This window comes from Neiella holothuriorum, from assembly GCF_019457915.1.
GTDB lineage: Bacteria > Pseudomonadota > Gammaproteobacteria > Enterobacterales > Neiellaceae > Neiella > Neiella holothuriorum.
On the sequence record NZ_JAHZSS010000027.1, the window covers coordinates 1 to 24,143 of the forward strand.

Below are 24,143 nucleotides of genomic sequence, written 5' to 3' on the forward strand. Positions count from 1 at the left end.
TGAATTGTATTCAGCAAAGGCAAAGACACGCTCGTAAACCGTGACCGAGCGGCCTTCAAAACTCACCGAAGCGCGCAAGGTTTGGTGGCGCATTTGCTCTCGAACATCAGACCAATCCACCAGAATAATTGGCATAGGATTAGCGCCACACAGAAGCTTGGCATGCCAACGGTAAATGGCTAATCGCTCTTGGTGAAGTGCCGAGTTTCCGAGCAACCGGTCAACACGCTTTGATGTTGTGCTTGGCGGCGACAGCGCCCGTGATATTGCGCCCAAGCTCGGTCAGTGAGAGTTGCTGGCCGTCTAACAAAGATTGAACGGCAATCATCAACGAATTTAATCGCTTGTTGTGGACTGAAGGGCATTGATTTTTAAGCAAATCATGTAAGATAAGCGTGTCACGCATGGGGTGTAGTTCTTGTTGTTTTTTGGCGAAAGTAATTAGATTAAATCGCCTCATGCGTGTCTATCTTATTGAAAGGAATCAATATTATGAGGGGATTCCTTAGAGAGTTGCGTTAATCTTTGCTGAGTTGTTAAACAAGGGCGGATTAGAGGCTGGCTATTGTAATAGAGCCGAAATTTAGTGTGCCAGCTCAAGCATAGCCAAGCTTTAGATATGCTTGAGCTGGCTTATGAAAAGCTTAGAAATTACAACTTACGAGTAGTCTACGAAAGACTGGTCAATTCAGCCCGCACTACAAAAATTGCTGGATTATTAACCCCTTTTAGGGGAAATGGGCACTTTATTTTGTCGTAACCAGTTAATTTGACCCTGATCGTAGAATTAGTTTTTTCGAATGGATAGTGTTAGAGCCTGTTTCAAAGGAATTGATACTACTTCAAAACTGCTTCTTGCGATCGATGGAAGGAATTCGCGAGTGACACTGCTCAGTTTCCGTCTCTTTTCTGGTTGAAATCTAACTTTACCTTTTTGAAGGCTTTTTTAGTTATGAAAAAATACATAGCTCCAATGTTTGGAATTATCGTTGCTCTAGGGTTAAACGGTTGTAGCGCTGGCTACCATAAAAACCAAGTGCAAAATGAAGGTGAGCGTTTAACGGTTGGTGTCGTACAAAAAGAAATTACCATTGGTATGAGTGGAGGGGACGTCGCGGCCATATTGGGCTCACCAAACATTGTCTCTACAGACGACAAACGCAGAGAGGTTTGGGTTTACGATAAAATAGCCACTGATGTTTCTTATTCTAGAAGTAGCGGTAGTGTCGTTGGTTTGATCTTCGGTGGTAGTGGAGGTGGATTAGGAGGCGTCGGAGCTGATTCTGGTGCTTCGTCTAAAACCCAGCGAACATTGACTGTAATTATTAAGTTCGACGACGAAGGACTTGTCCGAGACTTTGCGTACCACACTTCTAGATTTTAATTAGATCAAGGATTGATATGAAGATTATTAAGTATATTTTAGCCATTTCCGCAATTATTTTGATAAATGGGTGCGCTTCTACGATACCTAAGGAGGCTTTGGCTTTAACATCATCGTCTCTAGAGGAAAGACAACTGCAATCACGAATTTATGAGGATGTAACCGAGCAACAAGTTTTGTCTGCGGGGGTTCACATTTTTCAAGATTTGGGAGCAAAAATTACCGAAACTGAGACGGATTTGGGACTCATTGTCGGAGAAAAAGATCGAGATGCAGTGGAGGCTGGACAAGTCGCAACTGTAATCTTTGCTGCTTTGTTGGGAGTTAATGCAGCGTACGATACAAATCAGAAAATCAAATTCTCTCTGGTGACAACTCCTGTAAAACTTGGTCAAGACGATAAGCGTTGGATTGCCCGATTAACAATACAGCGGCTTGTTTGGAATTCTCACAATCAACTCTCGAAGATTGAAGCAGTTAAAGATGAAGAGGTATACCAAGCATTCTTTGAAAAAATGAATAAGGCATTATTCTTGGAGACGAATTCATGAGAATTACATTTAAGCAAGTTACTGGTTTAGTTTTTATTGCTCTACTAATGAGTGGTTGTGCGAGTTCCAAATCCCGAATAATGGAAGGTGGTAGCCAAGTAGAGTTAAGAAGTTACCAAACTCGAAGCTATGAATCGGAATCGAAATTAAAGGCGATGCGAGCAGTCATGGCTACTTTGCAAGATTTGGGGTTTGTAATCGACAAGGCTGATGACGTAATAGGAATTGTGTCTGCAACAAAGCTCGATGGATATGCTCTTCAAATGAGTGTTTCTGTTAGGGAAAGAAGTTCAAGTGTTGAGGTTAGGGCAAATGCTCAATACAACTTACAAGCTGTGGAGGATAGAGAGCCTTACCAGAACTTCTTTACAGCGTTAGATAAGGCGATTTTTTTAGACGAGAATTTGTAACTCCGTCGTACGTTCCCCTGAGTAGCCCTATACCTACCTACTCAGGGCAACGGACTAAAGCCTTAGCTCCTCAGGGAGTTCAATAACTTTTCAGTGATTAGTTTTCCGCTGCTCACATGTGTGGTTGGCCGTAGCTCAATAGGTGCGGGACTATTTACACTTATTGGGATTACAGGCGTAGCTTTGTTTTGTCCATAAACGTGTTAGAGGTGGTCTGTTTCAAACAGCCCACGCTAGAACTTCCCGCGTTAGTACCTAGTTATTAGTGAGCCCAAGTGCGTCCCTGTATCAGGTGTGATTAAGCGTTAGTCGAGAGCTGACGATCTCATCTTGACCAAAATAAATCTCAAATTGAGTGCCAGCCCCAAAAAAATCTCATCTTGCCGCCAAATCTCAAGTTAAGTGGCCCTACACACAAAATCATAAATGTGATCTAAATCGACACTTTACTTGTGAGATATGTCTCACAAGCATGTGAGATAAACTCACCATAAAAGTCGCATTAAAAATGTTGCTATTATGTTTTTATCTATAAAAAACATGGTGCTATGTTTTATTTGGCGATATTTCAATTATAAGACATGTTTTTTTGTTCTAGAGAGGCGATTGCAGCTAAAAGGCATTCAGGTATCTTAATAAGCGTTGGCAGGATGCTTACACGGATATGGCTCAGGATGGCCCGCAGGATGCGTAGGATTATGTTGGCTCTAGATGGAGCTTTGCAAGGACTCTAGGACGATTCGGGACGAATCTAGGAATGATTCACGGACGAACATCGCGATGGACTGTGAGAGGGATCGCCAAGCAAAGCAGGAACTTGCACACGATGTAAATAGCCCCGGCACTTAGGTGCCGGGGCTTTCTCGTTTTTTGGGGGAGCTAAATGAAAGACTCACCTTCATAAGCTTGCGCCTGCTTAAAAGCTATGGCAAAACAGGCATCAATTATGACTATCTGCAAAAAGTCGTCTGCAGCCCCCTTCTTGAACCTCAATCTGGTGAGCCGCCATTGTCAGATAAACGCCGAAAAAGTTGCCATCAGATGATGGTATTGCCTCTAAATTCAGTTATGAGCCTGCTAATTCAATGAGTAACCAAGTAACCGTTTCCTACTTACAGATGACCTGCGTCGATCAATTAAAAGGCAAACCAGCACCTTCTGATGATGCCTTGGTGGTGGAATGTCAGTCGCCTCAATTTGAATTGAATCGATTTTTCTACCAATACGTGGGAGCGGCTTGGCAGTGGTTTGATAAGGCCAACTGGACCGAACAACAATGGCGGGACTATGCGCTGCGCGACGAGTTGAAGCTATTTATGTTGTTGTGGCAAGGCTCTCCGGCTGGTTACTTTGAGCTCGAACGGCAGCGTGACGGCAGTGTCCAAATTGCTTATTTTGGCGTTGCCCCTGGTTTTCTCGACAAGGGCTTAGGTGGTTTCTTGCTTACCCAAGCGCTACAACATGCATGGCAATGGGGTACCGACCGGGTTTGGGTTCACACGTGTGATTTAGACCATCCTAACGCGCTAGCGAATTACCAAGCTCGCGGCATGACGGTCTATAAAACCGAGATAGAGTGCGACTAATCCGGGTTTTCTGACGGGCTTTTTTCGGCCTGTTTGTTTGGTGATTTGGGGCGCCAGCGGCCTGCATCACGAATTCCACGCCGAATGCTGCTCGACAGTAAAAAGCCTGCAATGACGGAAAATAGTAAGGCTAGGCGAATTTGATCGTCGAGTTGCCGGCTTTGGTTATGGGTATCGCGCTGTAAACTGGCGTATGACAAAGTCAGCTGAATGAAGCCAACAACTTCTTGTTGGTCATAAATGGGGGCCACTCGGCTACTCAGTTGAGTCTCTTTATCTGTGGTGGTTAATTCCGGTAAGCGTTCTCGCAATGATGTGTAGTCGGTATTAGTCGCTAACAAAATCCCTTGATGATCATAAATCGCCACATCAAAGATTGCTGGGTTTTGAATGAGGGTGTTTGCCATTTCATGGAGTGCGTCGTCATCTTCATTACGCAGAGCGGGTAGCGCCGCGGTTGCACTTTGTTCAACAATGGCCCGCGTTAGGCTGAATGATTGAGATTGCAGCATGTCGTTACGTCCTAATTGATAGAAACGTAAAATTTGGAAGATCACCATGATTAATACGATCGCCAATAAGAGCTGCCAAAGGCGGCTTTTGCGTCGTGCCGTTAAGCGAATGGTCGAATGCGACATTTTGTCCTTATCTGTTGTCCCGTAGAGGTTTACGCACCTTGTTAAGCCTACTACCATATCGCCACTGAATAAATCATCTTCTGCGGAGCTACTCTTGAATTTTCGTTTCCAGCTCGCCATTGATCCGGCGACATTGCCTAACTCGGCCAGTCTCAGCGCTGTTCTTGACCAATACGGCCCTTGTGCTGTGGTTGCTTGTACTCGTGAAAACGTTGAGATCGTGTCTGCTGTTGTACCGCAACACACTGGCGTTACCGAGGCCGCTGAACTTGCTGCTGAGCAAGCACGTCTAGTGATCCAAGGAATGTTATCGTTTGCCGATATGGCTGATATTTATCGTTGCCTGAATACCCAAGTGGTTCGCACGGCTTGGATTCCGAGTTTGTATCAACCGAATGTCATGGGGGCGTTGGTGTTAGGTTTAGCCGAACAACCCGATGCAATCACTGAACTGCAAACGCTGGCTGATAGCAAGCAATGGGAACTGAACCTGCTCACTCAGGCACCTACGATTACCGAGCCTGGGTTGTTGCTAATGGATATGGATTCCACAGCCATTGAAATTGAATGCATTGATGAAATTGCCAAGTTGGCCGGCGTGGGAGAGCAAGTGGCTGAAGTCACCGAACTAGCCATGCAAGGCAAACTGGATTTTGCAGAGAGTTTGCGCGCACGCGTTGCTACGTTGACTGATGCTGACGAGTCGATATTAAATGCCGTTCGGACTGAATTACCAATGTCACCAGGGTTGCCTGAATTGGTCAAAAAACTTGCCGACAACAATTGGCGCGTGGCCATCGCATCGGGCGGATTTACCTATTTTGCTGATTATCTGAAAGAAACGTTACCGTTGGACGCCGCGGTGTCTAATCAATTGGAAATCGTTGACGGCAAGCTGACGGGCAAAGTCTTGGGCGACATTATTGATGCGCAGCGCAAGGCATCCACGCTATTAGAGCTGGCTGAGCAATTTGGTATTGCCAGTAGTCAAACGGTAGCGGCAGGTGATGGGGCTAATGATTTAGTGATGATGGATGCTGCAGCCATGGGCGTTGCCTACCATGCCAAGCCCGTCGTAGCTGAGCAGGCATCGACGACCATCAAATTCCATGGTTTAGAAGGTGTTTTCTACCTGCTAGCAAGTTAGTCAAGTTATGCGGATTGTTGATCCGAGTTGTGTTGATGTAAGCCTGCTCGGATTAACATTTCATCTGTAATATCAATGATCTCACCAACGCCCATGATGGCACTTAACTGCTTTTCTAATGCCTGAGCCTTGTGCGTGGCATAGTCACTGATGTAGTGCAACTCGCGGTTTATCGACATTAAATCTGGATCGCTATACCGTGATAGGGTAAGCCGAATAGCAAATATATCTGATTTATCTTTGGCGCCTTCAATAAAGGCTTTAAGTTGCTCTGGTGGCGTGTTGGGCATGATGTAAAGGCAATTAACTTGTTCCACTTGGCTTTGGTAATTGCGCGTCGCGGAGACTAAGCATTCGACATAGCAAATGCCCGCACCTTCCTGAAGTACTCGCAATGGCCGGAGCATGGTTTGATTAAAACGTTCTCCGCGCTGCAAAAACGTCAAGTTCACTCCATCAGTAAACTTAGGTTCTGTTTGCGAAAACAACTGCTGTAAAAAGCTGACCAAGCCATTGTCATCATTACTGTTGGCGGTGTGGCTAATACTGACGCGTTTTTCTACTCGGCTGACAAACATGGCTGGGTGTGGCAGTGTTGGCACCATCATATTACGCAAGCTGCTGATGTATTCGGGCAAAGTGAGATTTTCAGCTGCTTTTTTCAGTTTGTTGGCATTGTTTTTCAGCAGGCGTTTCATAAAAGGTACCACCGTTGGATGCACGGTGTCGGAGTTAATCCGCAAACTAATCAGTGTTTGTGATTGGTTCATCGCCACGACCCGATAAGGGATATCTGTGAGTTTGATTTTGCTATCAAGCTTTTGCAGCTGTGGCAAGCTGACCCTCATCAAGTCACCCATGGCCATGGGTAAAGGTTTTTTAAGCTGTATTTGCAGACCTTTACCTGACATATTTAGGGTGGTGCCGCTCGCCACGCGTTCAGCGATTTTTGCTTCGGCTGATGTGCGATAGAGGTATCGAACTTCGCTGCGTTGATGGCGAAATTCAAATGCCTCTTCGCGCAAATTGATTTTTCCGGTTTGGAGTTGATATCGCTTGAGATCGTTGGGGTTACCACCTGATGCGTCGAAGTTATTGCGATAGCAAGCGGTGCCGCTGCGGCTCGTCACATCAAACAGGTAGATGACCGCTTTGAGCGGCTTGAGTTTATTACGAGTAATGCGATCAATTGGGCGATGACCTACATCGGGCTGATCATCTGGCAATGATAAGGGGCGCTCGGCATCATCAATCGATAAGGTATGAATAGTGGCAGAGAACACCCGAAAGCTATCACGCTGACTAGCAAACCCTAAAAACAAATCAGCAAGGCCATGATCGAGCAGCTGCTGATGGCTGGCACAGTAATAATTCAGTTTGCCTGCTGATAAGTGATTGAAGCAGAAAAATAGAGTGGCTTGACCTTTGCGTGCATTAGCCGCCATTTCCCGTAAGCGAGCAGGGGTAAACACATCACCCAACCAGACGTTGCCATCAAGGCCGCGCCAATAATCAAAAATTGCTTTATTCGCTTCGCTACGAATTGAGATTTGTGGCTCTAACCCATGTTCGCCCAAGCCAATTAGTACCGGCGCCGCCGACATCTGTCGAAAATAAGCATCTTCAAAACCGCGCGCTCGAACGGACTCTACGGATGCGTCAGTATCAACCGTTAGTCGCTGGTGCTGGGCATCAAAGTAGCGTTGGATGCGCTCGCTCAACTGTGCATCGTTATCGATGCGCTTTAAGCGTAGCCATTTGTACAAATTATTTTGTTTGTGTACGCCTAACAAACGGTACGTGGCTTGCCAACTGCCTGGTTTGTGATCGTCTCTGGCACGCATAAAGCCCAAATCAATGTGGATTTCTGCGTTGTCGATGATGTAAATGTTGGCATTAACTCTTAGCTTGAGACCTTGAATCGAAAAATCTGAGATGGAGGCTTCGACTTCCCTGTCGGCGGGGAGCATGGCCATCACCTTTGTAGACAAGATTAGCCGTTCAGACTGTCGCTTAATATTCTTACCAAAGCGCAGTAAGGGTACATTGTAAATGGGCGAGATAGCCTGTTGTTGATCGTCAACGGCATCATCGCTGGTTGCGCTAGACCGTTGCATTTTACTTGATGCTTTGAGCGCTTTGTCTTTTGCGATGACGGCTTCATAAACGCCCATGGTATAGCGACCAAAGATTTTGAGTTGGCTATCAAAAATCGCACGGGTAGGGGCATCTAAATAGTGGGTCATGGTACCAGCTTTGATTTCTTGACTGGCTTCGCCTGATCGGCTGCGGGTATCAATGACGCGAATACAAGGCTCGGCCAACCGCTTCAATTCCATTTTAATCAAGAATTGCTTTTGGGGGGGCTCTGAGCGCAGAAAGCGCGACAGTAGCTCCTCGAACTCTGGATCTTTGACCAGCGGCTTTAGTTGCTCGATTATCGGGCGGTATTCTTCTATGTCCATCCAGCAGTGCCTAGGGCGTCAATAATCTGTTGTCATTTCATTAGCTAAGCACTTAGTATGCCAGCATCGTAACGGAGATGACACATGGCTAAATCGAAGACTGCTTATGTCTGCACCGAATGTGGGGCAGATTTTCCGCGCTGGCAAGGGCAGTGCAGCGAATGCAATGAGTGGAATACCATTTCTGAAGTTCGCTTAGGCGGTGCTTCGAGCAGTGCTAAAACCGCAGCACGGCAGGGCTACGCGGGTGTGGTTGCAGCTAAAGTACAAACATTATCAGACATCGATTTACAAAAAGTCCCTCGCTTTAGTAGTGGCTTTTCGGAACTGGACCGAGTTCTTGGTGGCGGCATTGTTCCTGGCTCAGCCATCCTCATCGGTGGTAATCCCGGCGCCGGTAAAAGTACCTTGCTGTTGCAGGTCATGTGTCAGCTTGCCACACAGCGCAATGCACTGTATGTCACCGGCGAGGAGTCATTGCAACAAGTTGCCATGCGCGCGACTCGCCTAGGATTGCCTGCCGATAAATTACGGATGTTAGCTGAAACCAATGTTGCTGATATTTGCCGTTTAGCGAATGAAGAAAAGCCAGACATCATGGTGATTGATTCCATCCAAGTGATGCATTTGGACGACATTCAATCGGCCCCTGGTAGCGTCTCTCAAGTCCGTGAATCAGCGGCGTACCTGACTCGTTACGCAAAGCAATCGGGTGTGGCCATCATCATGGTGGGGCACGTCACGAAAGACGGCGCACTGGCAGGCCCGAAAGTGCTGGAGCACTGTATTGACTGTGCGGTCATGCTGGATGGTTCGGCCGACAGTCGTTTTCGGACGTTGCGGGGCACTAAAAACCGTTTTGGTGCGGTTAATGAACTTGGTGTATTTGCCATGACCGGCCAGGGCTTGAAAGAGGTATCGAACCCGTCGGCTATTTTCCTGTCTCGTGCGGAAGAACAATCTGCAGGTAGCGTGGTCATGGTGGTTTGGGAAGGAACACGCCCATTACTGGTTGAGATCCAAGCGTTAGCTGACAATTCACCGCTGGCAAACCCGCGTCGAGTCTCTGTTGGTTTGGAGCAAAATCGTTTAGCCATGCTATTGGCGGTGATGCATCGTCATGGTGGTTTGCAAATGGCCGATCAAGACGTCTTTGTGAACGTAGTTGGTGGCGTGCGAGTCGCTGAAACGGGCGCTGATTTAGCATTGCTGCTGGCGTTAGTGTCGAGTTTTCGCGATCGCGTGATCCCGCATGATTGGGTGGTTTTTGGTGAAGTTGGTTTGTCCGGTGAAATTCGACCGATTGCTAACGGCATTGAACGTATTCAGGAAGCTGCTAAACACGGTTTTAGCAAAGCGATTGTGCCCTATGCCAATGCGCCTAAGCAGACGATTGCTGGCATCGAAGTGGTGGCGGTGAAAAACTTGGCGGATGCACTGGAACAAGTGTAAAGCAACAATAACTAGAGTAATGGGAAAACTTCCGTTTAAATACTAGAAGCGAGTGCGTTAGGTCACTAAACTGGCAGGCGGAAGGTGTTATCGCCATTGCTAATCAGTACATTTAACAAGTGCTGAACGTAGCTAAAAATCCCTCACTCCGCTGAAGTAGCCGTATTTATGTATATCTATGTCGCAAGACAGCCCATTGTTGATGTTGAGCGTAATCTCGTTGGTTATGAGTTATTGTTTCGCGATAGCTTGAGCAATGTATTCCCTCAAATTAATGCGCATGAAGCGACATCCAAATTAGTAGCCGGTAGTCACCTGCATCTAGGGATCGATGAGATCACTGGCGATGCCCCTGCATTTATAAATTTCCCTGAACTTTCGTTACTCGTACGAGTGCCTGAACTTTTGCCCAAAGAGGGCGTAGTGATTGAGTTGCTCGAGGAAATTGAACCCGGCCCTAAGCTTGTTCAAATCTGTAAGAAGCTCAAAGAGCTCGGTTATCGCATTGCTTTAGATGATTTCGCGTACAAGGACGCATGGCGTCCTGTGCTGCCTTATGTCGATATGATTAAAGTCGACATTCGTGCGAGCTCGCCGAAAGAAGTGCTCGCCATTAAAAAATTAAAGCTGGATTTTGATATTGACTTGCTGGCGGAGAAAGTCGAAACCCACGAAGAGTTTGAGAAATTCAAGCAAATGGGTTTTCGCTACTTTCAGGGCTATTTCTTTAGCCGGCCAGAAGTAATCCAACGCCGTGGTTTGAATCCATCACAAGTCAATTTAGTGGAATTACTGGCCAAGCTTGCCCAGCAAGATTGTGATTTTTCAGAGCTGAATAGCATTATTCAGCGCGATGTGTCGCTCACCTATAAATTGCTACGATTCGTTAATTCGTCATTTTTCTCACACCAAAAAGAGATCTCGTCAATTAAGCAGGCGTTGGTCTATTTGGGTGAAACCGAGTTGCGTAAATTCTTAGCGCTGATCGCTGCTGCTAACTTATCGGAAAACAAACCCGATGAGTTGTTGCGATTGTCGATAACCCGAGCTCGCTTTTGTGAGCTCATTGCCGCCACCATGAATCCTAAGCATGAATCGCGGGCTTTCTTAGCCGGGTTGTTCTCATTGATTGATGCGATCCTTGACCAACCGATCGATGTCATCATGGAAAAGGTACCGCTGGCACAAGATATCAAAGAAGTGACGGTCAGCCGACAAGGTCCTCTTGCGCCTTACCTGAACCTCGCCGTGGATTATGAGCGTGCGGTTTGGGATAGCATTCCAGAGCTGTCCGAACGATTAGGGATCTCCGACAAAGAGTTGCCGGAGTTCTATCAGCAAGCCATTGGTTGGAGCAATGCCTTGCTGAAAGGAACATCGACTGCTGATTAAGTCTTCTCTGCGTTTATGCGCCTAACGCAGGGTGCGTCAACTGCACTTCAGGCACGGCGGTGTGGTTAAGGCCGCGATACCAACTCAATTGTTTGGGTGAAATGTAGCCGCTGACTGATTCCATTTCTGAAAGTTTCAACCCTTGTTCCGCGATAAAGCACAGGTAGCTGTGACGAATGACCGCGACGGTCACTTCGGCCGGATTACTGAGAGCTGCATCCTCGGCGGCGATGAGTAAAATCGCATCAATGTCTTCAACCGTTAATTGACTACCGTCTTCTTGCAACCATAACGAAGCCTCAAGCGACAAGGATTCGGGTAACAGCGCAATGACCGATGCGGGCAACGTTAACGAGCGTTGGAATCGCCCTGAAAGATGTAACATCTGCTGCGCTGAGTCGAATTGTGAGCCTTTTAACGCACTAAATTCAGACGGAGCGACCCCTGATAACATAAGACCAATTGCCAGCTGGATATCGGTTGGGGCTTGACTGAAAAGATTGCTGAGCTCAACCGTGGATAGTTGTCGTGGCGTACTCGTCACGTTTGGAAGCTGTGACGGTTGCGGGGCTGCTTGTGCTATCGCTGGCGTTGTGACGTGTTGGTTCTCGAGCAACTGATTCTGTTGATGCTCAAGTTGTTGATTAGTCGATTGTCCTAAACCCGGAGCGGCGTTGCCTGTTTGTACCACGGTGTAGTTGGCTGATGTTGGACCGGTTGGTCGACGCACCGATACCATGGCGAGTACTTTAAAACTCAGCAGCGCACCGAGTGTTGCTGCCAGCAACACCCACAGCGAATCAAGCCAGTAATTAGGCCCAATCGGATAGGTAGGAGCGGCAGGGTATTCGAGCACATCGATGCGAGGTACATCCGATTGAACCACTTCAATATCAAGCAATTTAGCTTTGTGGGCGCGAGCCTGATTTTCCAAGATGTCTAATTCGGCAACAAGGTTGCGGTAGTCGCTCAAACGCTCTTTGCTGGCAATGGTTTCATCCCGAAGCGCCTGACGCTGTGCTGTTAGAGCGGTGACTCGGCCTTGTGCGTCAAGCAATGCTTGCTTGGTTTCGGTTTCGTAAAGGGCTGCACTTTGCGTGGTTAATTGATCCAATTCTTGCTGCTGCGAATCACGCTTGCGCGTTTTTTTGACGATATCAGGATCAAGCGCCATGTACTTATCGGTGTAACGCTCACTGAGTTCAGCCAGCTCTTGCTCGATGCTTAAAATGGAAGCACGAAGCCGCTGTGCTTGTGCTTTTGCATCTGGACTCGCGATCGGCGAGCCGAGGCGCTTAGCTTCTTTGATCGCATCCAATTGGGCAGCGGCTTGAATTTGTTGTTTTTCGGCTTCGTTTAATGCCGAAGTGACGTTTTTCATTTTGTTGATGGCACGATTCTCTTCCTGTTGAATCGAGCTGACGTCATATTGGGCGCTGAACTGGCGAATCGACTCACGTTGCTTGCTGATCCGTGCTTCTAAATCTGCCAATTTATCGTTTGTATGCTGCTGGTTTTTGTCGGTCCGTTCGCCTTGTTGCTGCTGATATTCGGCCAAGTACAGACCTAGCCACTCATTAATAACGGGGAGTGGCAAATCTTGATGTTCACTTTGCACAAACAAGGTCAGCATTCGGTCGGCGGGCTCGCCGTGCGAGCTCAGCATGGCATTAAGTTGTTCGCCGCTTAGCTCGAAACCACCATCGTTCAGGCGATTGAGAAGATTGGTTTGTACGCTTTCGCTCGTCAGTTTGCGCTCGCTTACCGCAAATGCCCGTTCGGCCATTGCTTCTGGCGCCAATGTACCCACGTCGGGAAAGGTTAACTGAACCAGTGCAGAGCTTTGGTAAACAGGCGAGCGGAGCCAAACAAAGGCTAAGCCGAGCAACAAGATGGTGGCAAAACTAATGGCTAGCACCCGTTTTCTCATACGGGCGTCATTTTCTTCATGCTGTTGTTGCTGGAGATTTGATGATGCGGCCGTTACGTCGATTTCCGGTCCGAAAGCCATTGAGTTAAACCCTTTGTCTGAGCGCATTAAAGTCGACTGATAGGCATCAGTCTTCATTACAAAACATGAATGTAACAGCTCGGGGTAGAGGTGGCTAGTCGCGGTGGACGGAGATGATAACGCGTTGGCTGGGCGGTTATAAATTGTGGCGCCAGTTGAGCCGGCGCCACGTAAGGGTTGTCAGCAGTGTGGCTTAACCCGCGTTAACGAATGGCTTACGGGTGCTGCTGTCGCCATCTAAATTACGCATCAGCAAACCATGGCTCACATCAATTTCTTCTGGCACCGGTAAGTACACGGTATAACCGTTGCCTGGTGCCACTTCCATTGCTTCGCCTTTGTTATTTTCCAAGTGTTCTAAGGTAAAGCTGACATTGCCTTTGGGCGTCATTAGCTCAACGCGGTGGCCTTTGTCGAAGCGGTTTTTGACTTCAACTTCCACCAAGCCGTTTGGCATTCTGCCTTTTATTTCGCCAACAAATTGCTGGCTGTTGCTCACGGAGTAGCCATAGTCGTAATTCTGATAGGAATCGTGAGTATGTCGGCGCAAAAAGCCTTCGGTATAGCCTCGGTGTGCCAAATGCTCGAGCGAAGCCAGTAGGTTGGGATCAAACGATTTACCGGCAGCGGCGTCATCAATGGCCTTACGGTAAACCTGAGCGGTTCGAGCACAGTAGTAAAATGACTTAGTACGGCCTTCAATTTTAAGCGAGTGGACGCCCATTTTGGTCAATCGCTCTACATGTTCAACGGCACGCAAGTCTTTTGAATTCATGATGTAAGTGCCATGCTCATCTTCAAACGCTGGCATGTATTCACCGGGGCGATTGCCTTCTTGCAACAAGTACATTTTGTCTGTCGGTAAGCCTTCACCTAGAGTTGCTGGCACTTTTTCAAGTTGTTGCTCAATTTGCTGTTGAGCCCGTGGATCAACGGCAACCACATCGCCAACTTCGTTTTCGGTGGCTTCATGGGCATCATATTTCCAGCGGCAAGCATTGGTACAGGTGCCTTGGTTTGGATCGCGCTTGTTGATGTAACCAGATAACAAACAGCGGCCAGAATAAGCCATGCACAATGCACCATGAACAAAGACTTCCAACTCCATCTCTGGCACACGTTGACGAATTTCCTCAATTTCATCGAGTGAAAGCTCACGTGACAAAATGGTTCGAGTGATCCCCATTTGTTGCCAAAACTTCACGGTGGCCCAATTTACAGCATTAGCTTGCACTGATAGATGAATCGGCATATCGGGAAAATGTTCACGCACCATGGAGATCAAACCCGGATCGGCCATGATTAACGCATCAGGCTTCATGTCGATAACAGGTTGGAGGTCTTTAATAAACGTGCGTAACTTGGTGTTATGTGGAGAAATGTTGTTTACCACATACAACTTTTTGCCAAGAGAGTGCGCTTCATCAATACCTTTTTTAAGGTTTTCGTGATTGAATTCGTTATTACGAACTCGAAGACTGTAGCGAGGCTGGCCCGCATATACTGCGTCTGCACCATAAGCAAATGCGTACCGCATGTTTTTTAAGGTGCCCGCAGGCGAAAGCAATTCAGGGCTGAACATGGAGCCTCACTCAATTAAAGTTGAACTATTGAACTATATTAAACCGGCGCGCGATTCTACGTCTGAACCCGTCGCCATGCAAATTTGATGATAGTTTAACCACTGTGAGCCTTCTCTTCGAATCACAGAGCAAGCGGAGTTCAGTCCACAACTGACTGGCCAGACAGATAAAAAAGATAAAAAGGAAATTATGTCTACTGAAAGTGCATTACTCGGTATTTTAACCGAGAAGATTCGGCAGGATGCCCTAGTGTTACCCACTCTTCCTGAGGTTGCGGTAAAAATTCGAGATGTTGCTGATGATCCTGCAAGTACGTTGCATGACATTGCTCGGGTCGTGTCGACTGATACGGCGTTGTCGGCTCGAATCATTCGCGTGGCGAGTACAGCCTATAACAGCCGCTCTGCCAATATCGACTCGGTTTCTACCGCGGTATTTCGGATTGGCTTGCGGGCGATTAAAAATGTCGCCATTGCCATGGCGCTTGAGCAACTGTTTATCTCGTCAAATCAGACCATAAAAAGTTGTTTGCGTAAGGTCTGGCATCAGAGTATTTCCGTCTCTTGTGCCGCAGTTGCTGTTGCTGAAGATTACCTCACGACCCACAAGAAAAGTCATATTTCCCGTGACCGATTGGCGCTAGCTGGTTTGCTTCACGAAATTGGTGCTTTGCCGATTTTGACTGAAATTGAAGTTCAAACGCCGGACATGATTTCTACCGCATTTTTGGAAAACGCCATTGAACAATTAAGTTGTACGGTGGGTGTCCATATTGTGCGTCACTGGAATCTCGGTGAAGATTTTGCTCGTGTGGTTTGGCAGTGGCGTAACCAGAGCTTCCAAAGTGATGAGGTTGAATACTTAGACTTTATCCGTTTGGGACACTTGTATTTGCAGTACAGCGAACATCAGGTCGATGTGAAGGAAGAGCTAGAGTATTACGTTGATAAGGGCGTGATTAATTCGACGGACGTTTTCCTAAGCCCTGAGTTTGTTACTAAATTAGCGCAAGAGCGCACCTTGTACGAATAACATGCCGGCCGTTTGAATTACTCAAACGGCCATGCTGTTGGTCTTAGCGTTGCTCGGGTAGCAATTCGCCGCCCATGGCGCTGAGTAAGGCTTTGATTAAGTCGCGGATCTCTGCGCACATTAAGGTAAAATCGGCATCTAGCCGCGCTAGCGGATCATCTGTACCGACTTCTTCATTCTCATCGGTGATGATTTCCGTGAACTTCAAGCGCTTGACCGTTAAATCATCCTGAATGATAAATTCAGCGCGCTCATCGAGCATCAACGAAAGTTTCACCACTTGCTTGCCTGCTTCTAAGTGAACCTTCACTTCATCGCTATCTAACGGCTGACGTTTGAAGCGAACCAGTGCTCCTTCATCGCCAATCTCTGACAACTCGGCTTCTTCGGTGACTTGAAGTGGAGCAGGGCAGGTGCCATTTTCTAGCCACTGAGTCATCACGTAGGCGGGCGCTTGCATCACTTCGACAGGTAATACTGGCAACGTACCTAAACTCTTGCGCAGCAGTGCCAATAACTCTTCAGCTTTTGTATGGCTGGAGGCGTCAACGACCAACAAGCCTTCTTTCTTATCAATAAACGCAGAGGTTGATGAAAAGCGACTAAACGCACGTGGCAGCAAGGTGGTGATCACCTCGTCTTTCATTTGCTGCTTTTCTTTGTTGCTGACTTTGCGCTGCTCGGCATCTGAGATTTGAGCGGCTTTGTCTTCTACTTCTTCTTTCACCACTGACGCTGGAATAATTTTTTCTTCTTTGCGTGCGCAGATCCAAAAGCAATCGTTGGCCACATGCATCAAGGCATCTTGATTTTGGCCAAACGGTGACGTCCAACCGTACTGGCTGATGTCTTGTGAGCCACATGGGTGAAACGCAAATTCGTTCAATGCTTGTTCGAATTTGTCATCTGACAAATCAAAAGGTTTGGTAAAACGATAGAAAATCAGGTTCTTAAACCACATAAGGAGCCTTTGCCAGTTGCCAAAAAAGGGCGGTTATTGAGCCACAAAGTTGCTGCTGTAACAAGCATACAACCCAGTGATTTGATGTTGTGAGAGCTAACTCACTAGCGAATATAAGGATTATTTTGTCGCTCGCGAGCCACCGTGGTGGTTGGGCCGTGTCCTGGTAACAAGGTCATGTCATCGGGGAGCGATAAAATTTGCTGCTTGATTGCGTTAATCAAGGTGGCGTGATCGCCTTTAGGAAAATCGGTACGACCAATAGAATTCTTAAATATCACATCGCCAACAATGGCAAACTTCGCCGCTTGATCGACAAACACCACATGACCCGGAGTATGCCCAGGGCAATGACGCACCTCTAATGTGTGTTGGCCAACCGTGATCTCATCGCCTTGATTAAGCCAGCGTGTGGGTGAAAAACCATCGACTTTCGGAAAACCAAACATTTGACTTTGCTGGGGTAAGGCATCAATCCAAAACTTGTCGTCTTGGTGAGGGCCTTCAATGGGACAGTCGAACTTTGCTGCCAACTCTGCTGTTGCTCCCGCATGGTCAATATGCGCATGGGTTAGCAGAATTTTTCGTACAGTTAATTGCTGTTGTTCGATATAGGCCACTAAACTTTGGGCGTCGCCGCCGGGATCGACAATGGCAGCATCTTTGCTTTGCTCACACCATAAAATGGTGCAGTTCTGCATAAAGTCGGTAACTGGAATGATGTGGTAGTTCATGAGGTTATTGGTCTACGTTGTTCGAGCCGATGTTGTGAGGGCAGCTTAACAAAAACAACCCGTCTATGTAGACTGGCGGCATCAATTGGCAGTTAAAAATTCAAGACAAGGATCAATGGAATGATGAGAGTAGAGAATTTGTCGAAGCGCTTTAAGGTCGACAAAAAAGCAAATGTGCCGAAGGATCGGCTTGATGGTAAATGGTTTCAGGCCCTGTCCAACATTAGTTTTGATGCTAAATCTGGTGAAGTCATCGGTTTGCTCGGCGCTAACGGCGCTGGTAAAACAACAACCTTACGGCTACTTTCTGGCATATTAAAGGCCGATTCGGGCAACATCGAAACTGATTTAGCATCGGCGGAAGGTGACAGCCGCGACTATCGCCGCCAGCTCGGTTTTCTGAGTGGCAGTAAGGGGCTATATGAGCGCCTCACGGTACGTGAAAACCTCAATTTTTTTGCCCGCAGCTATGGTTTAACAAGCGAGCAAACCAATCAACAGATCGACAAACTCAGCCAGCAACTCAACTTATCCGATTTTATCGATCGCAAAGTCATCGAGCTTTCAACCGGAATGCGTCAACGAGCCGCCATTGGCCGAGCGTTGGTGCACGATCCGCAGCTGGTTATTTTTGATGAACCCACCACGGGTTTAGATATTGTTGCCACTGAACAAGTATTGTCTTGCATTGAGCAGCAAAAACAGGCCGGTAAAACCGTGCTGTTTGCCACCCATCACATGGATGAAGTGCAACTTTTGTGCGACCGCATTTTGGTGATTCATCAGGGTCAGCGTAATTTTTTTGGTACCGAAGCAGAATTCTTAAGCCAATATCAGGCCGACTCCTTAGTGGCGGCGCTTCGTGGGTGCTTGCAATTGGGAGTAGCGAAATAATGTGGCAGCTTTACTTAAAAGAATTACTTGAACTAACCCGTGATCGCCGCGTCATGATGACCATGATTCTCACGCCGTTAGTGATTATGCCGGCTTTAATGGCCATAGGTGCCGGTGCAACTGCAGCAATTGCGAGTTCAAAGCAACAGCAGGCCATCAACTATGAAGTGCGGGGTGAGCTTGACGGTTATTCCGTGGTGGCTGCGCTTAACAAACAGAAGGGCTTGCAGCGGCAAACCTTAGCGCCAGATTTATCGCCTCAAGAAGCTCTGCAGCAAGGTACGGTCGATATCGTATTGGAAGTGTCTGGGGAAATGCCGAATGCCACTTGGTTATTGCATTACAACGGCGCAGAAGTGTTTTCTCGTGGCGAACGGCTGGTAGAACGCGTCAAGGCTGATTTAGCCAAAAGCTGGCATCGTAAGCAATTGGCTCAGCAAGGCATGACCGATGATCAACAGGATCAATGGCTTGAGCCCATTAAGTTGCAAAAGCAGTCCATTGCTGATGAACGCGAAACCATTGGTGAAGCTATTGGAGGCATCTTGCCTTACATCATGCTCCTTGTTGCCTTATCGGGCGCGATTTATCCGGCCATTGATATTGGTGCTGGTGAGAAAGAGCGCGGAACCCTCGAAACCTTATTGATGCTGCCATTAACCACCGCTGAGTTGGTGATTGCCAAAATCGCGTTGGTGGCGACCACGGCTTTTGTTGCCGCGGCGTTGATGTTGATTAGTTTGACGGGCTGGAGTGCCGCTGCGGCTTATGGTTTGGGCATAGAAGTTGTGCAGGAAGCAATGCAAAGCTTTCAGATTGTCGATCTGATGTTGATCCTGCTGACCGTCATGCCCGCCTGCGTCATCTTCGCATCGTTGATGATGGCGATTTCATTTTATGCGCGCAGCTTTAAAGAAGCGCAGAACTACATGGGATTTGCTTTCACGATTCCATTTTTACCTCTGCTGTTGGCGTCTTTGCCGGGCATTGAAATGGACTTCGTCTGGGCCATGATTCCATTGTCGAACGTTGCGCTCGCTATTAAGGAATTGGCCAAGGGCACGATGAACTGGGGTTACTTGGTACTCATTTGGCTAAACGCCGGATTCATTGCTTGGGTGCTAGCAAAACTTACCATCGGATGGTGTCAGCGCGAGCAGGTTTTATTCCGATAGGGCTAGTGTAAACGTTAGCCATCACGCCATACCGATCGCACTGGGCAGCAGTGCGATCGCAAGCAACTTCTCGCCCTATCTCATTCGCAGATAGGGCCTTTTACTATACCGGTCAGTATTTTTGCCGGTTTCTGAAGCCAATTTGATAACAGCAGGTTATCAATTGCTGTTGTTTTTGTTGAATGTCAACGTGTTGGTTTTTATTCACTCTGTTGAAATAAAAATGTCACATAACTCTGCGACTATCTGCCGCAAGTTAGAGTTTCGACTTGGAACTCTTCTTCTTTTTTTGACGAACAACAAACGAGTATGTGCGATGAATCTAATCAAAACCTCTGCGGCTTTGGCCGTTGCGGCCGGTTTGGCTGCGCCTGCGTTTGCCCTGGAGCCGATCACGGTCTACGGCAAAATCAATACCTCTGTTCAATCTGCAGATGACAAGGGCACTGATGGCAGTGAAGTTGAGCTGAAATCAAATGCTTCTCGCTTCGGTATCAAAGGCGGAGCTGCGGTCAACGACTCTCTAGACGTTATTTACACCTTGGAATTCCAAGTCAATATTGCTGACTCTGAAGGCGATAACATTGATGCGCGTAATCAATGGGTTGGTATTCAAGGTGACTTCGGTCAACTGCTCGTCGGCCGAAACGACACCATGTTGAAGCAATCGCAAGGTAAAGTGGATTTGTTCGGTGATTTGGACGCGGATATCAAATCGTTGTTTGAAGGCGAAAACCGCTTAGACCAAACCGTGACTTACAAGTCGCCTAAGTATAATGGCTTCCAGTTTGGCGTTACCTACGCGACTGAAAACTCCAACAAGCAAAACGACGAAACGGGCTTCTCTACAGCCGTGATGTACGGTGATTCGTCGCTGAAGAAGTCTAACTTCTACGCCTCTGTTGCGTACGACAGTGAAATCGATGCGCACGACGTCATCCGCGGTACCATCCAAGGTAAAGTTGGTAACTTCGTATTGGGCGCTATGGTTCAGAACGAAGAGCCAGTTGATGGTGATGACGACTACACCGGCTACATGGCCAGTGTTGCCTACAACATGAATGCATGGACATTCAAAGCTCAATACCAAACCATGGAAGAGGCGAGTGCCGATCCAACATCAATCAGCTTGGGTGCCGATTACAAGTTGGCTAAGCCTACCAAGTTGTTTGCCTATGCAACGCTGCGTGATCTCGATAAAGACGCGACCAACGATGCGGGCAAAACGATCGATGAAGAAACTTATGTGGGTTTAGGTATTGAACATAAGTTCTAAGCCAAAGGCCTAGAAAGCAGATAAATACAAGCGGAGCTAAGGCTCCGCTTTTTTGTGTTCGCTTGATACTTGTCAAATGAAAACGAAGCTTAGCCGAGATACACTGTGCGCACTTTTAACAAAAGCGAAACATAATTATGAAAACACTTTGCAGCGCCCTGATGCTCATGAGCCCTCTTGCAGTGGCGGCTCAAGCTGATTTAATGCCAACCGTATATGGCAAAATCAACGTAACCGTTCAATCGACTGATGAAGGTAGCTCTACTACTGAAGTAAAAAGTCACCACTCGCGCTTTGGCCTCAAAGGCGTCGCGCCTGTGAACGACGATTTGTCTGCCGTTTACTTGCTGGAATTCAAAGTAAACATTGATGAAGATGAAGACAACATTAAAGCGCGTAACCAATACGTTGGCTTGCGTAGCAAGAAAATGGGTGAGCTACTGTTAGGCCGTAAAGACAGTGCTTTTAAAACCGCTCAAGGCAAGATTGACCGCTTTGGCGACATCAATGGCGATATTGCAGGTCTGTTCGCTGGCGAAAACCGCGTCGAAGAAAGCTTGCACTACACGTCTCCTAAATGGGGTAAAGCGCAGTTTGCAGCGACTTACATCCTCGAAGGCAACTCGAAGCAATCTGATGCCTCAGACAACGGCGCGAGTAGTGATGCGTTCTCTTTGGCCGTTAGCTACGGTGACAAAGGCTGGAAGAATGGTAACTGGTATGCGTCTGCTGCCTATGATGCCGAAGTCTTTGGTGTAACGAGCTTCCGTGTTGCAGCATACGGTCAATGGGCTGACATTCAGCTGGGTGCCATGTATCAAGATTCTGAGTCAGATCGTTCTGACAAAGTTGACCAAGATGGCGATGGCTATCTGTTCAACGCAGGCTACAAGGCTAGTGATGACTTACTGTTCAAGGTTCAATACCAAGATTCTGATATGGACTTAGCTGGCAAAGGTTCTGCCGGTGAGGCAATCAATGTTGGCGTTGATTACAAGCTAGCGAAAAGCACAACACTGTACGCCTTCGGTACTTCATTCGATCTTGATGCCGAAGAGAAAAATGATGACGAATACTTTGGTGTAGGTCTAATTCACCTATTCTAAATCGAGCCATCGTTGCCCGAAAGCCTCGCTGAAACCTTATTCTGCGGGGCTTTTTTGTGTTTGAGATCTGCAATACAGCGCGACTTTGACTTGGCGTCTGAGCGGTGCAATTTCATCATTTTTCCTTCAAGTGGTTTTGAATATCGCTAAAATCTGTAACAACTGTCATAAAAGTGACATTATTCAACCGAATAATACGGCAAGATTTATAGATTGCCGCTTACCTATATTCGGTACGCGAGCGTAATTGCTGAGGCTAAGTGACATATTATGGCTAGACGAGTGCTGGTAGTGGAAGATGAAGCACCTATCAGAGAAATGCTGACTTTTGTACTGGATCAGCATGGATATCAAGCAGTTGAAGCAGAAGACTTTGATGAAGCTCTGCAACAGTTAACAGAGCCCTACCCGGATCTTGTGTTACTCGACTGGATGCTACCCGGCGGTAGCGGTATTCAGTTTGCCAAAAAATTGAAAAAAGACGAATTCACGCGTCATATCCCAATCATCATGCTGACCGCTCGGGGTGAAGAAGAGGATAAGATCCGCGGCTTGGAAGTTGGCGCGGATGACTACGTCACCAAACCCTTTTCGCCACGCGAGCTGATGGCGCGAATCAAAGCCGTGATCCGTCGGGTCAATCCAACTGGCCTCGATGAGCAGGTGGAAATCCAAGGGCTACGCCTAGACCCTGTTAGTCACCGAGTGACTTGTGGTGATGATGCGCTGGACATGGGGCCAACGGAATTTAAACTGCTGCACTTCTTCATGACTCACCCTGAACGGGTTTATAGCCGTGAGCAACTGCTCGACCAGGTTTGGGGCACAAATATTTATGTTGAAGATCGTACCGTAGACGTTCATATTCGTCGTTTGCGAAAAGCGATTGAAGACAATGGCCACGACAAAATGATTCAAACGGTTCGTGGCGCGGGATACCGCTTTTCAGCGCGCGTTTAACACACGACGGATTCTTAATGAGAGAACGCTCAATTGGCTGGGGAACGCTGGGCACTGTATTGCTAATGCTTGCAGTGGCTGCGCTCTTCGGTTTGCTGTTTGATGCGCCTGGAGTGCTGGCAGGCTGCACTGCACTTGGCCTGTTAGTTTGGCATTACCGCCATATGAAGCGCTTATCTTCTTACCTTTGGCGCGACAAACGGTTTGCTCCTCCGGCTGGCTCTGGCTCTTGGGGAGTTATTTATGATGGTCTCTATCGACTACAGCAACGTAATCGCCGCCGCCGCAAAGATTTAGCTCGCTTACTCAAACGATTCCGCCGCGGTGCAGAAGCGCTGCCTGATGGCGCCGTGGTGATCCGCAAAGACCGCTCGATTGTTTGGTCGAATCAACTGGCGCAGCGCCTGCTTGGCCTCCGTTGGCCGGAAGATGCGGGACAGCGCATTGATAACTTGATCCGTAATCCTGAGTTTATCGAATACATCAATTCGAAAGATGGCCCCGATCTGATGGTATTTCCGTCACCGGCGGAGCCAATGCGGATGATCGAGTTTCGTCGCATGCCCTACGACAAGAAGCAGATCTTGCTGGTGGTACGAGATGTCACCCAATGGCTTCGCTTAGAGCAAATGCGCCGCGACTTTGTTGCCAATGTCAGCCATGAATTGCGCACACCGCTGACGGTGGTGCAGGGCTACATTGAAATGCTTGAAGATCCGCAAACCATGTCACCGGAAATGTGGAAAAAAGCGCAGTCAATGATGCTAGAGCAAACGCATCGTATGGACTCGTTGGTCTCTCAACTATTAACGCTATCAAAGATTGAAGCCAACGATCGGCCTGATACCAGCCATGATATTGATGTGCCGGAGTTGCTTGCGGTCATCGCCAAGGAGGCGACAGCGCTAGCCGATGAGCACAAATTGTCGATTCAGCTAAATGCTGAGCCGGGCTTGATAATGCGCGGTGATCTCATGCAGATGCGCAGCGCCTTCTCGAACCTTATTTTTAATGCGGTGCATTACACCCCTGATGGTGGCCAGATTGATGTTCTTTGGCAATCAACACCTACCGGCGCAAAGTTTTCGGTGACCGATGATGGCGACGGTATCGCGCCCAAGCATTTAGCGCGACTTACCGAACGCTTCTATCGGGTTGATAAGGCTCGCTCGCGTAAAACGGGTGGTTCAGGTTTAGGCTTAGCTATTGTTAAACATGCCTTAAGTCATCATGACTCTAGTCTTGATATTGAGTCTGAATTAACCGTTGGAACCACCTTTAGCTTTGTCATTCCAGCTTCTCTTACCTTTAAAAAATAACAAGTTAGGCTATATTTTTCACTGAAACAAAAGTGTCATAAAAGGTTAATCTAACTGTCATGGCGCC

At 47.6% G+C, this 24,143-nt stretch carries 20 protein-coding genes and 1 pseudogene; 14 read left to right on the forward strand and 7 right to left on the reverse strand.

The window, feature by feature from the left end; all coding sequences use genetic code 11:
• Positions 1-406, reverse strand: a pseudogene (locus tag K0504_RS16760) (IS4 family transposase); the annotation flags it as partial.
• Positions 407-952: 546 nt separating this feature from the next.
• On the opposite strand from K0504_RS16760, the gene K0504_RS16765 reads away from it, so the two are divergent.
• The 4 genes from K0504_RS16765 (at position 953) to K0504_RS16780 (ending at position 3,931) form a co-directional block, all read left to right on the forward strand.
• Positions 953-1,384, forward strand: a complete 432-nt coding sequence (locus tag K0504_RS16765) for an outer membrane protein assembly factor BamE (RefSeq protein ID WP_225918200.1) — start codon at positions 953-955, stop codon at positions 1,382-1,384.
• Positions 1,385-1,401: 17 nt separating this feature from the next.
• Entirely contained in the window at positions 1,402-1,935 is a 534-nt protein-coding gene (locus K0504_RS16770; protein ID WP_220105313.1) for a hypothetical protein, read from the forward strand.
• Positions 1,932-2,345 (forward strand): hypothetical protein, encoded by a 414-nt coding sequence (locus K0504_RS16775; protein ID WP_220105314.1) that lies wholly within the window; start codon positions 1,932-1,934, stop codon positions 2,343-2,345. The genes K0504_RS16770 and K0504_RS16775 overlap by 4 nt, the downstream gene beginning before the upstream one ends.
• Before the next feature lie 1,085 nt (positions 2,346-3,430).
• Positions 3,431-3,931 carry a GNAT family N-acetyltransferase gene (locus K0504_RS16780; RefSeq protein WP_220105315.1) on the forward strand — a complete coding sequence of 167 codons (501 nt, stop codon included), beginning with the start codon at positions 3,431-3,433 and terminating at the stop codon, positions 3,929-3,931.
• On the opposite strand, the gene K0504_RS16785 is transcribed toward K0504_RS16780, so the two are convergent.
• Complete coding sequence (locus K0504_RS16785) at positions 3,928-4,569, reverse strand: AhpA/YtjB family protein (RefSeq protein WP_220105316.1); 642 nt, start codon at positions 4,567-4,569, stop codon at positions 3,928-3,930. The genes K0504_RS16780 and K0504_RS16785 overlap by 4 nt on opposite strands.
• A 94-nt stretch (positions 4,570-4,663) precedes the next feature.
• Here K0504_RS16785 and serB point away from each other — a divergent pair, with 94 nt between their 5' ends.
• Positions 4,664-5,716 carry a phosphoserine phosphatase SerB gene (gene serB, locus K0504_RS16790; protein WP_225918201.1) on the forward strand — a complete coding sequence of 351 codons (1,053 nt, stop codon included), beginning with the start codon at positions 4,664-4,666 and terminating at the stop codon, positions 5,714-5,716.
• A 5-nt stretch (positions 5,717-5,721) separates the two neighbouring features.
• On the opposite strand, the gene K0504_RS16795 is transcribed toward serB, so the two are convergent.
• The gene (locus K0504_RS16795; protein WP_220105317.1) at positions 5,722-8,181 is read right to left on the reverse strand and encodes a PilZ domain-containing protein; all 2,460 of its coding nucleotides are present in this window, start codon (positions 8,179-8,181) and stop codon (positions 5,722-5,724) included.
• A gap of 84 nt (positions 8,182-8,265) precedes the next feature.
• Here K0504_RS16795 and radA point away from each other — a divergent pair, with 84 nt between their 5' ends.
• Together radA and K0504_RS16805 are read left to right on the forward strand one after the other, a co-directional pair.
• Positions 8,266-9,633: a DNA repair protein RadA gene (gene radA / locus K0504_RS16800; RefSeq protein ID WP_220105318.1), complete on the forward strand. Its 1,368-nt coding sequence runs from the start codon at positions 8,266-8,268 to the stop codon at positions 9,631-9,633.
• Positions 9,634-9,801: 168 nt separating this feature from the next.
• The gene (locus tag K0504_RS16805) at positions 9,802-11,025 is read left to right on the forward strand and encodes an EAL and HDOD domain-containing protein (protein ID WP_220105319.1); all 1,224 of its coding nucleotides are present in this window, start codon (positions 9,802-9,804) and stop codon (positions 11,023-11,025) included.
• Positions 11,026-11,038: 13 nt separating this feature from the next.
• On the opposite strand, the gene K0504_RS16810 is transcribed toward K0504_RS16805, so the two are convergent.
• Positions 11,039-13,036, reverse strand: a complete 1,998-nt coding sequence (locus tag K0504_RS16810; protein WP_220105320.1) for a GumC family protein — start codon at positions 13,034-13,036, stop codon at positions 11,039-11,041.
• Positions 13,037-13,229: 193 nt separating this feature from the next.
• Entirely contained in the window at positions 13,230-14,618 is a 1,389-nt protein-coding gene (trhP, locus tag K0504_RS16815) for a prephenate-dependent tRNA uridine(34) hydroxylase TrhP (RefSeq protein WP_220105321.1), read from the reverse strand.
• A 190-nt stretch (positions 14,619-14,808) separates the two neighbouring features.
• Here trhP and K0504_RS16820 point away from each other — a divergent pair, with 190 nt between their 5' ends.
• The gene (locus tag K0504_RS16820; protein WP_220105322.1) at positions 14,809-15,651 is read left to right on the forward strand and encodes an HDOD domain-containing protein; all 843 of its coding nucleotides are present in this window, start codon (positions 14,809-14,811) and stop codon (positions 15,649-15,651) included.
• A 43-nt stretch (positions 15,652-15,694) separates the two neighbouring features.
• On the opposite strand, the gene rdgC is transcribed toward K0504_RS16820, so the two are convergent.
• A complete protein-coding gene (gene rdgC / locus K0504_RS16825; RefSeq protein ID WP_220105323.1) occupies positions 15,695-16,612 on the reverse strand; it encodes a recombination-associated protein RdgC in 918 nt (305 codons plus the stop codon).
• Positions 16,613-16,716: 104 nt separating this feature from the next.
• Positions 16,717-17,346, reverse strand: coding sequence for an MBL fold metallo-hydrolase (locus K0504_RS16830; RefSeq protein ID WP_220105324.1), 630 nt, complete (start codon positions 17,344-17,346; stop codon positions 16,717-16,719).
• 120 nt (positions 17,347-17,466) lie between these two features.
• On the opposite strand from K0504_RS16830, the gene K0504_RS16835 reads away from it, so the two are divergent.
• The 6 genes from K0504_RS16835 to phoR all read left to right on the forward strand — a co-directional run bounded on the left by K0504_RS16835 (position 17,467) and on the right by phoR (position 24,076).
• Positions 17,467-18,240, forward strand: coding sequence for an ABC transporter ATP-binding protein (locus tag K0504_RS16835; RefSeq protein ID WP_220105325.1), 774 nt, complete (start codon positions 17,467-17,469; stop codon positions 18,238-18,240).
• Positions 18,240-19,415 (forward strand): ABC transporter permease, encoded by a 1,176-nt coding sequence (locus K0504_RS16840; protein WP_220105326.1) that lies wholly within the window; start codon positions 18,240-18,242, stop codon positions 19,413-19,415. Before K0504_RS16835 ends, K0504_RS16840 begins: the two co-directional genes overlap by 1 nt.
• A gap of 316 nt (positions 19,416-19,731) precedes the next feature.
• On the forward strand, positions 19,732-20,691 hold the full coding sequence (locus tag K0504_RS16845; RefSeq protein WP_220105327.1) for a porin: 960 nt from the start codon (positions 19,732-19,734) through the stop codon (positions 20,689-20,691).
• A 137-nt stretch (positions 20,692-20,828) separates the two neighbouring features.
• Positions 20,829-21,797 carry a porin gene (locus K0504_RS16850; protein WP_220105328.1) on the forward strand — a complete coding sequence of 323 codons (969 nt, stop codon included), beginning with the start codon at positions 20,829-20,831 and terminating at the stop codon, positions 21,795-21,797.
• Between the two features lie 270 nt (positions 21,798-22,067).
• Positions 22,068-22,757 (forward strand): phosphate regulon transcriptional regulator PhoB, encoded by a 690-nt coding sequence (phoB, locus tag K0504_RS16855; protein ID WP_220105329.1) that lies wholly within the window; start codon positions 22,068-22,070, stop codon positions 22,755-22,757.
• Between the two features lie 17 nt (positions 22,758-22,774).
• On the forward strand, positions 22,775-24,076 hold the full coding sequence (gene phoR, locus K0504_RS16860; protein WP_220105330.1) for a phosphate regulon sensor histidine kinase PhoR: 1,302 nt from the start codon (positions 22,775-22,777) through the stop codon (positions 24,074-24,076).
• The last annotated feature ends 67 nt before the right edge of the window (positions 24,077-24,143 follow it).

Coding starts and splice junctions, on each gene's coding strand:
- K0504_RS16805 (WP_220105319.1), top strand. CDS start 9,802: ATGTATATCTATGTCGCAAGACAGCCCATTGTTGATGTTGAGCGTAAT.
- K0504_RS16770 (WP_220105313.1), top strand. CDS start 1,402: ATGAAGATTATTAAGTATATTTTAGCCATTTCCGCAATTATTTTGATA.
- K0504_RS16820 (WP_220105322.1), top strand. CDS start 14,809: ATGTCTACTGAAAGTGCATTACTCGGTATTTTAACCGAGAAGATTCGG.
- K0504_RS16785 (WP_220105316.1), bottom strand. CDS start 4,569: ATGTCGCATTCGACCATTCGCTTAACGGCACGACGCAAAAGCCGCCTT.
- radA (WP_220105318.1), top strand. CDS start 8,266: ATGGCTAAATCGAAGACTGCTTATGTCTGCACCGAATGTGGGGCAGAT.
- phoR (WP_220105330.1), top strand. CDS start 22,775: ATGAGAGAACGCTCAATTGGCTGGGGAACGCTGGGCACTGTATTGCTA.
- K0504_RS16845 (WP_220105327.1), top strand. CDS start 19,732: ATGAATCTAATCAAAACCTCTGCGGCTTTGGCCGTTGCGGCCGGTTTG.
- K0504_RS16775 (WP_220105314.1), top strand. CDS start 1,932: ATGAGAATTACATTTAAGCAAGTTACTGGTTTAGTTTTTATTGCTCTA.
- K0504_RS16810 (WP_220105320.1), bottom strand. CDS start 13,036: ATGGCTTTCGGACCGGAAATCGACGTAACGGCCGCATCATCAAATCTC.
- K0504_RS16795 (WP_220105317.1), bottom strand. CDS start 8,181: ATGGACATAGAAGAATACCGCCCGATAATCGAGCAACTAAAGCCGCTG.
- K0504_RS16835 (WP_220105325.1), top strand. CDS start 17,467: ATGATGAGAGTAGAGAATTTGTCGAAGCGCTTTAAGGTCGACAAAAAA.
- K0504_RS16780 (WP_220105315.1), top strand. CDS start 3,431: ATGAGTAACCAAGTAACCGTTTCCTACTTACAGATGACCTGCGTCGAT.
- K0504_RS16850 (WP_220105328.1), top strand. CDS start 20,829: ATGAAAACACTTTGCAGCGCCCTGATGCTCATGAGCCCTCTTGCAGTG.
- rdgC (WP_220105323.1), bottom strand. CDS start 16,612: ATGTGGTTTAAGAACCTGATTTTCTATCGTTTTACCAAACCTTTTGAT.
- trhP (WP_220105321.1), bottom strand. CDS start 14,618: ATGTTCAGCCCTGAATTGCTTTCGCCTGCGGGCACCTTAAAAAACATG.
- K0504_RS16765 (WP_225918200.1), top strand. CDS start 953: ATGAAAAAATACATAGCTCCAATGTTTGGAATTATCGTTGCTCTAGGG.
- K0504_RS16830 (WP_220105324.1), bottom strand. CDS start 17,346: ATGAACTACCACATCATTCCAGTTACCGACTTTATGCAGAACTGCACC.
- phoB (WP_220105329.1), top strand. CDS start 22,068: ATGGCTAGACGAGTGCTGGTAGTGGAAGATGAAGCACCTATCAGAGAA.
- K0504_RS16840 (WP_220105326.1), top strand. CDS start 18,240: ATGTGGCAGCTTTACTTAAAAGAATTACTTGAACTAACCCGTGATCGC.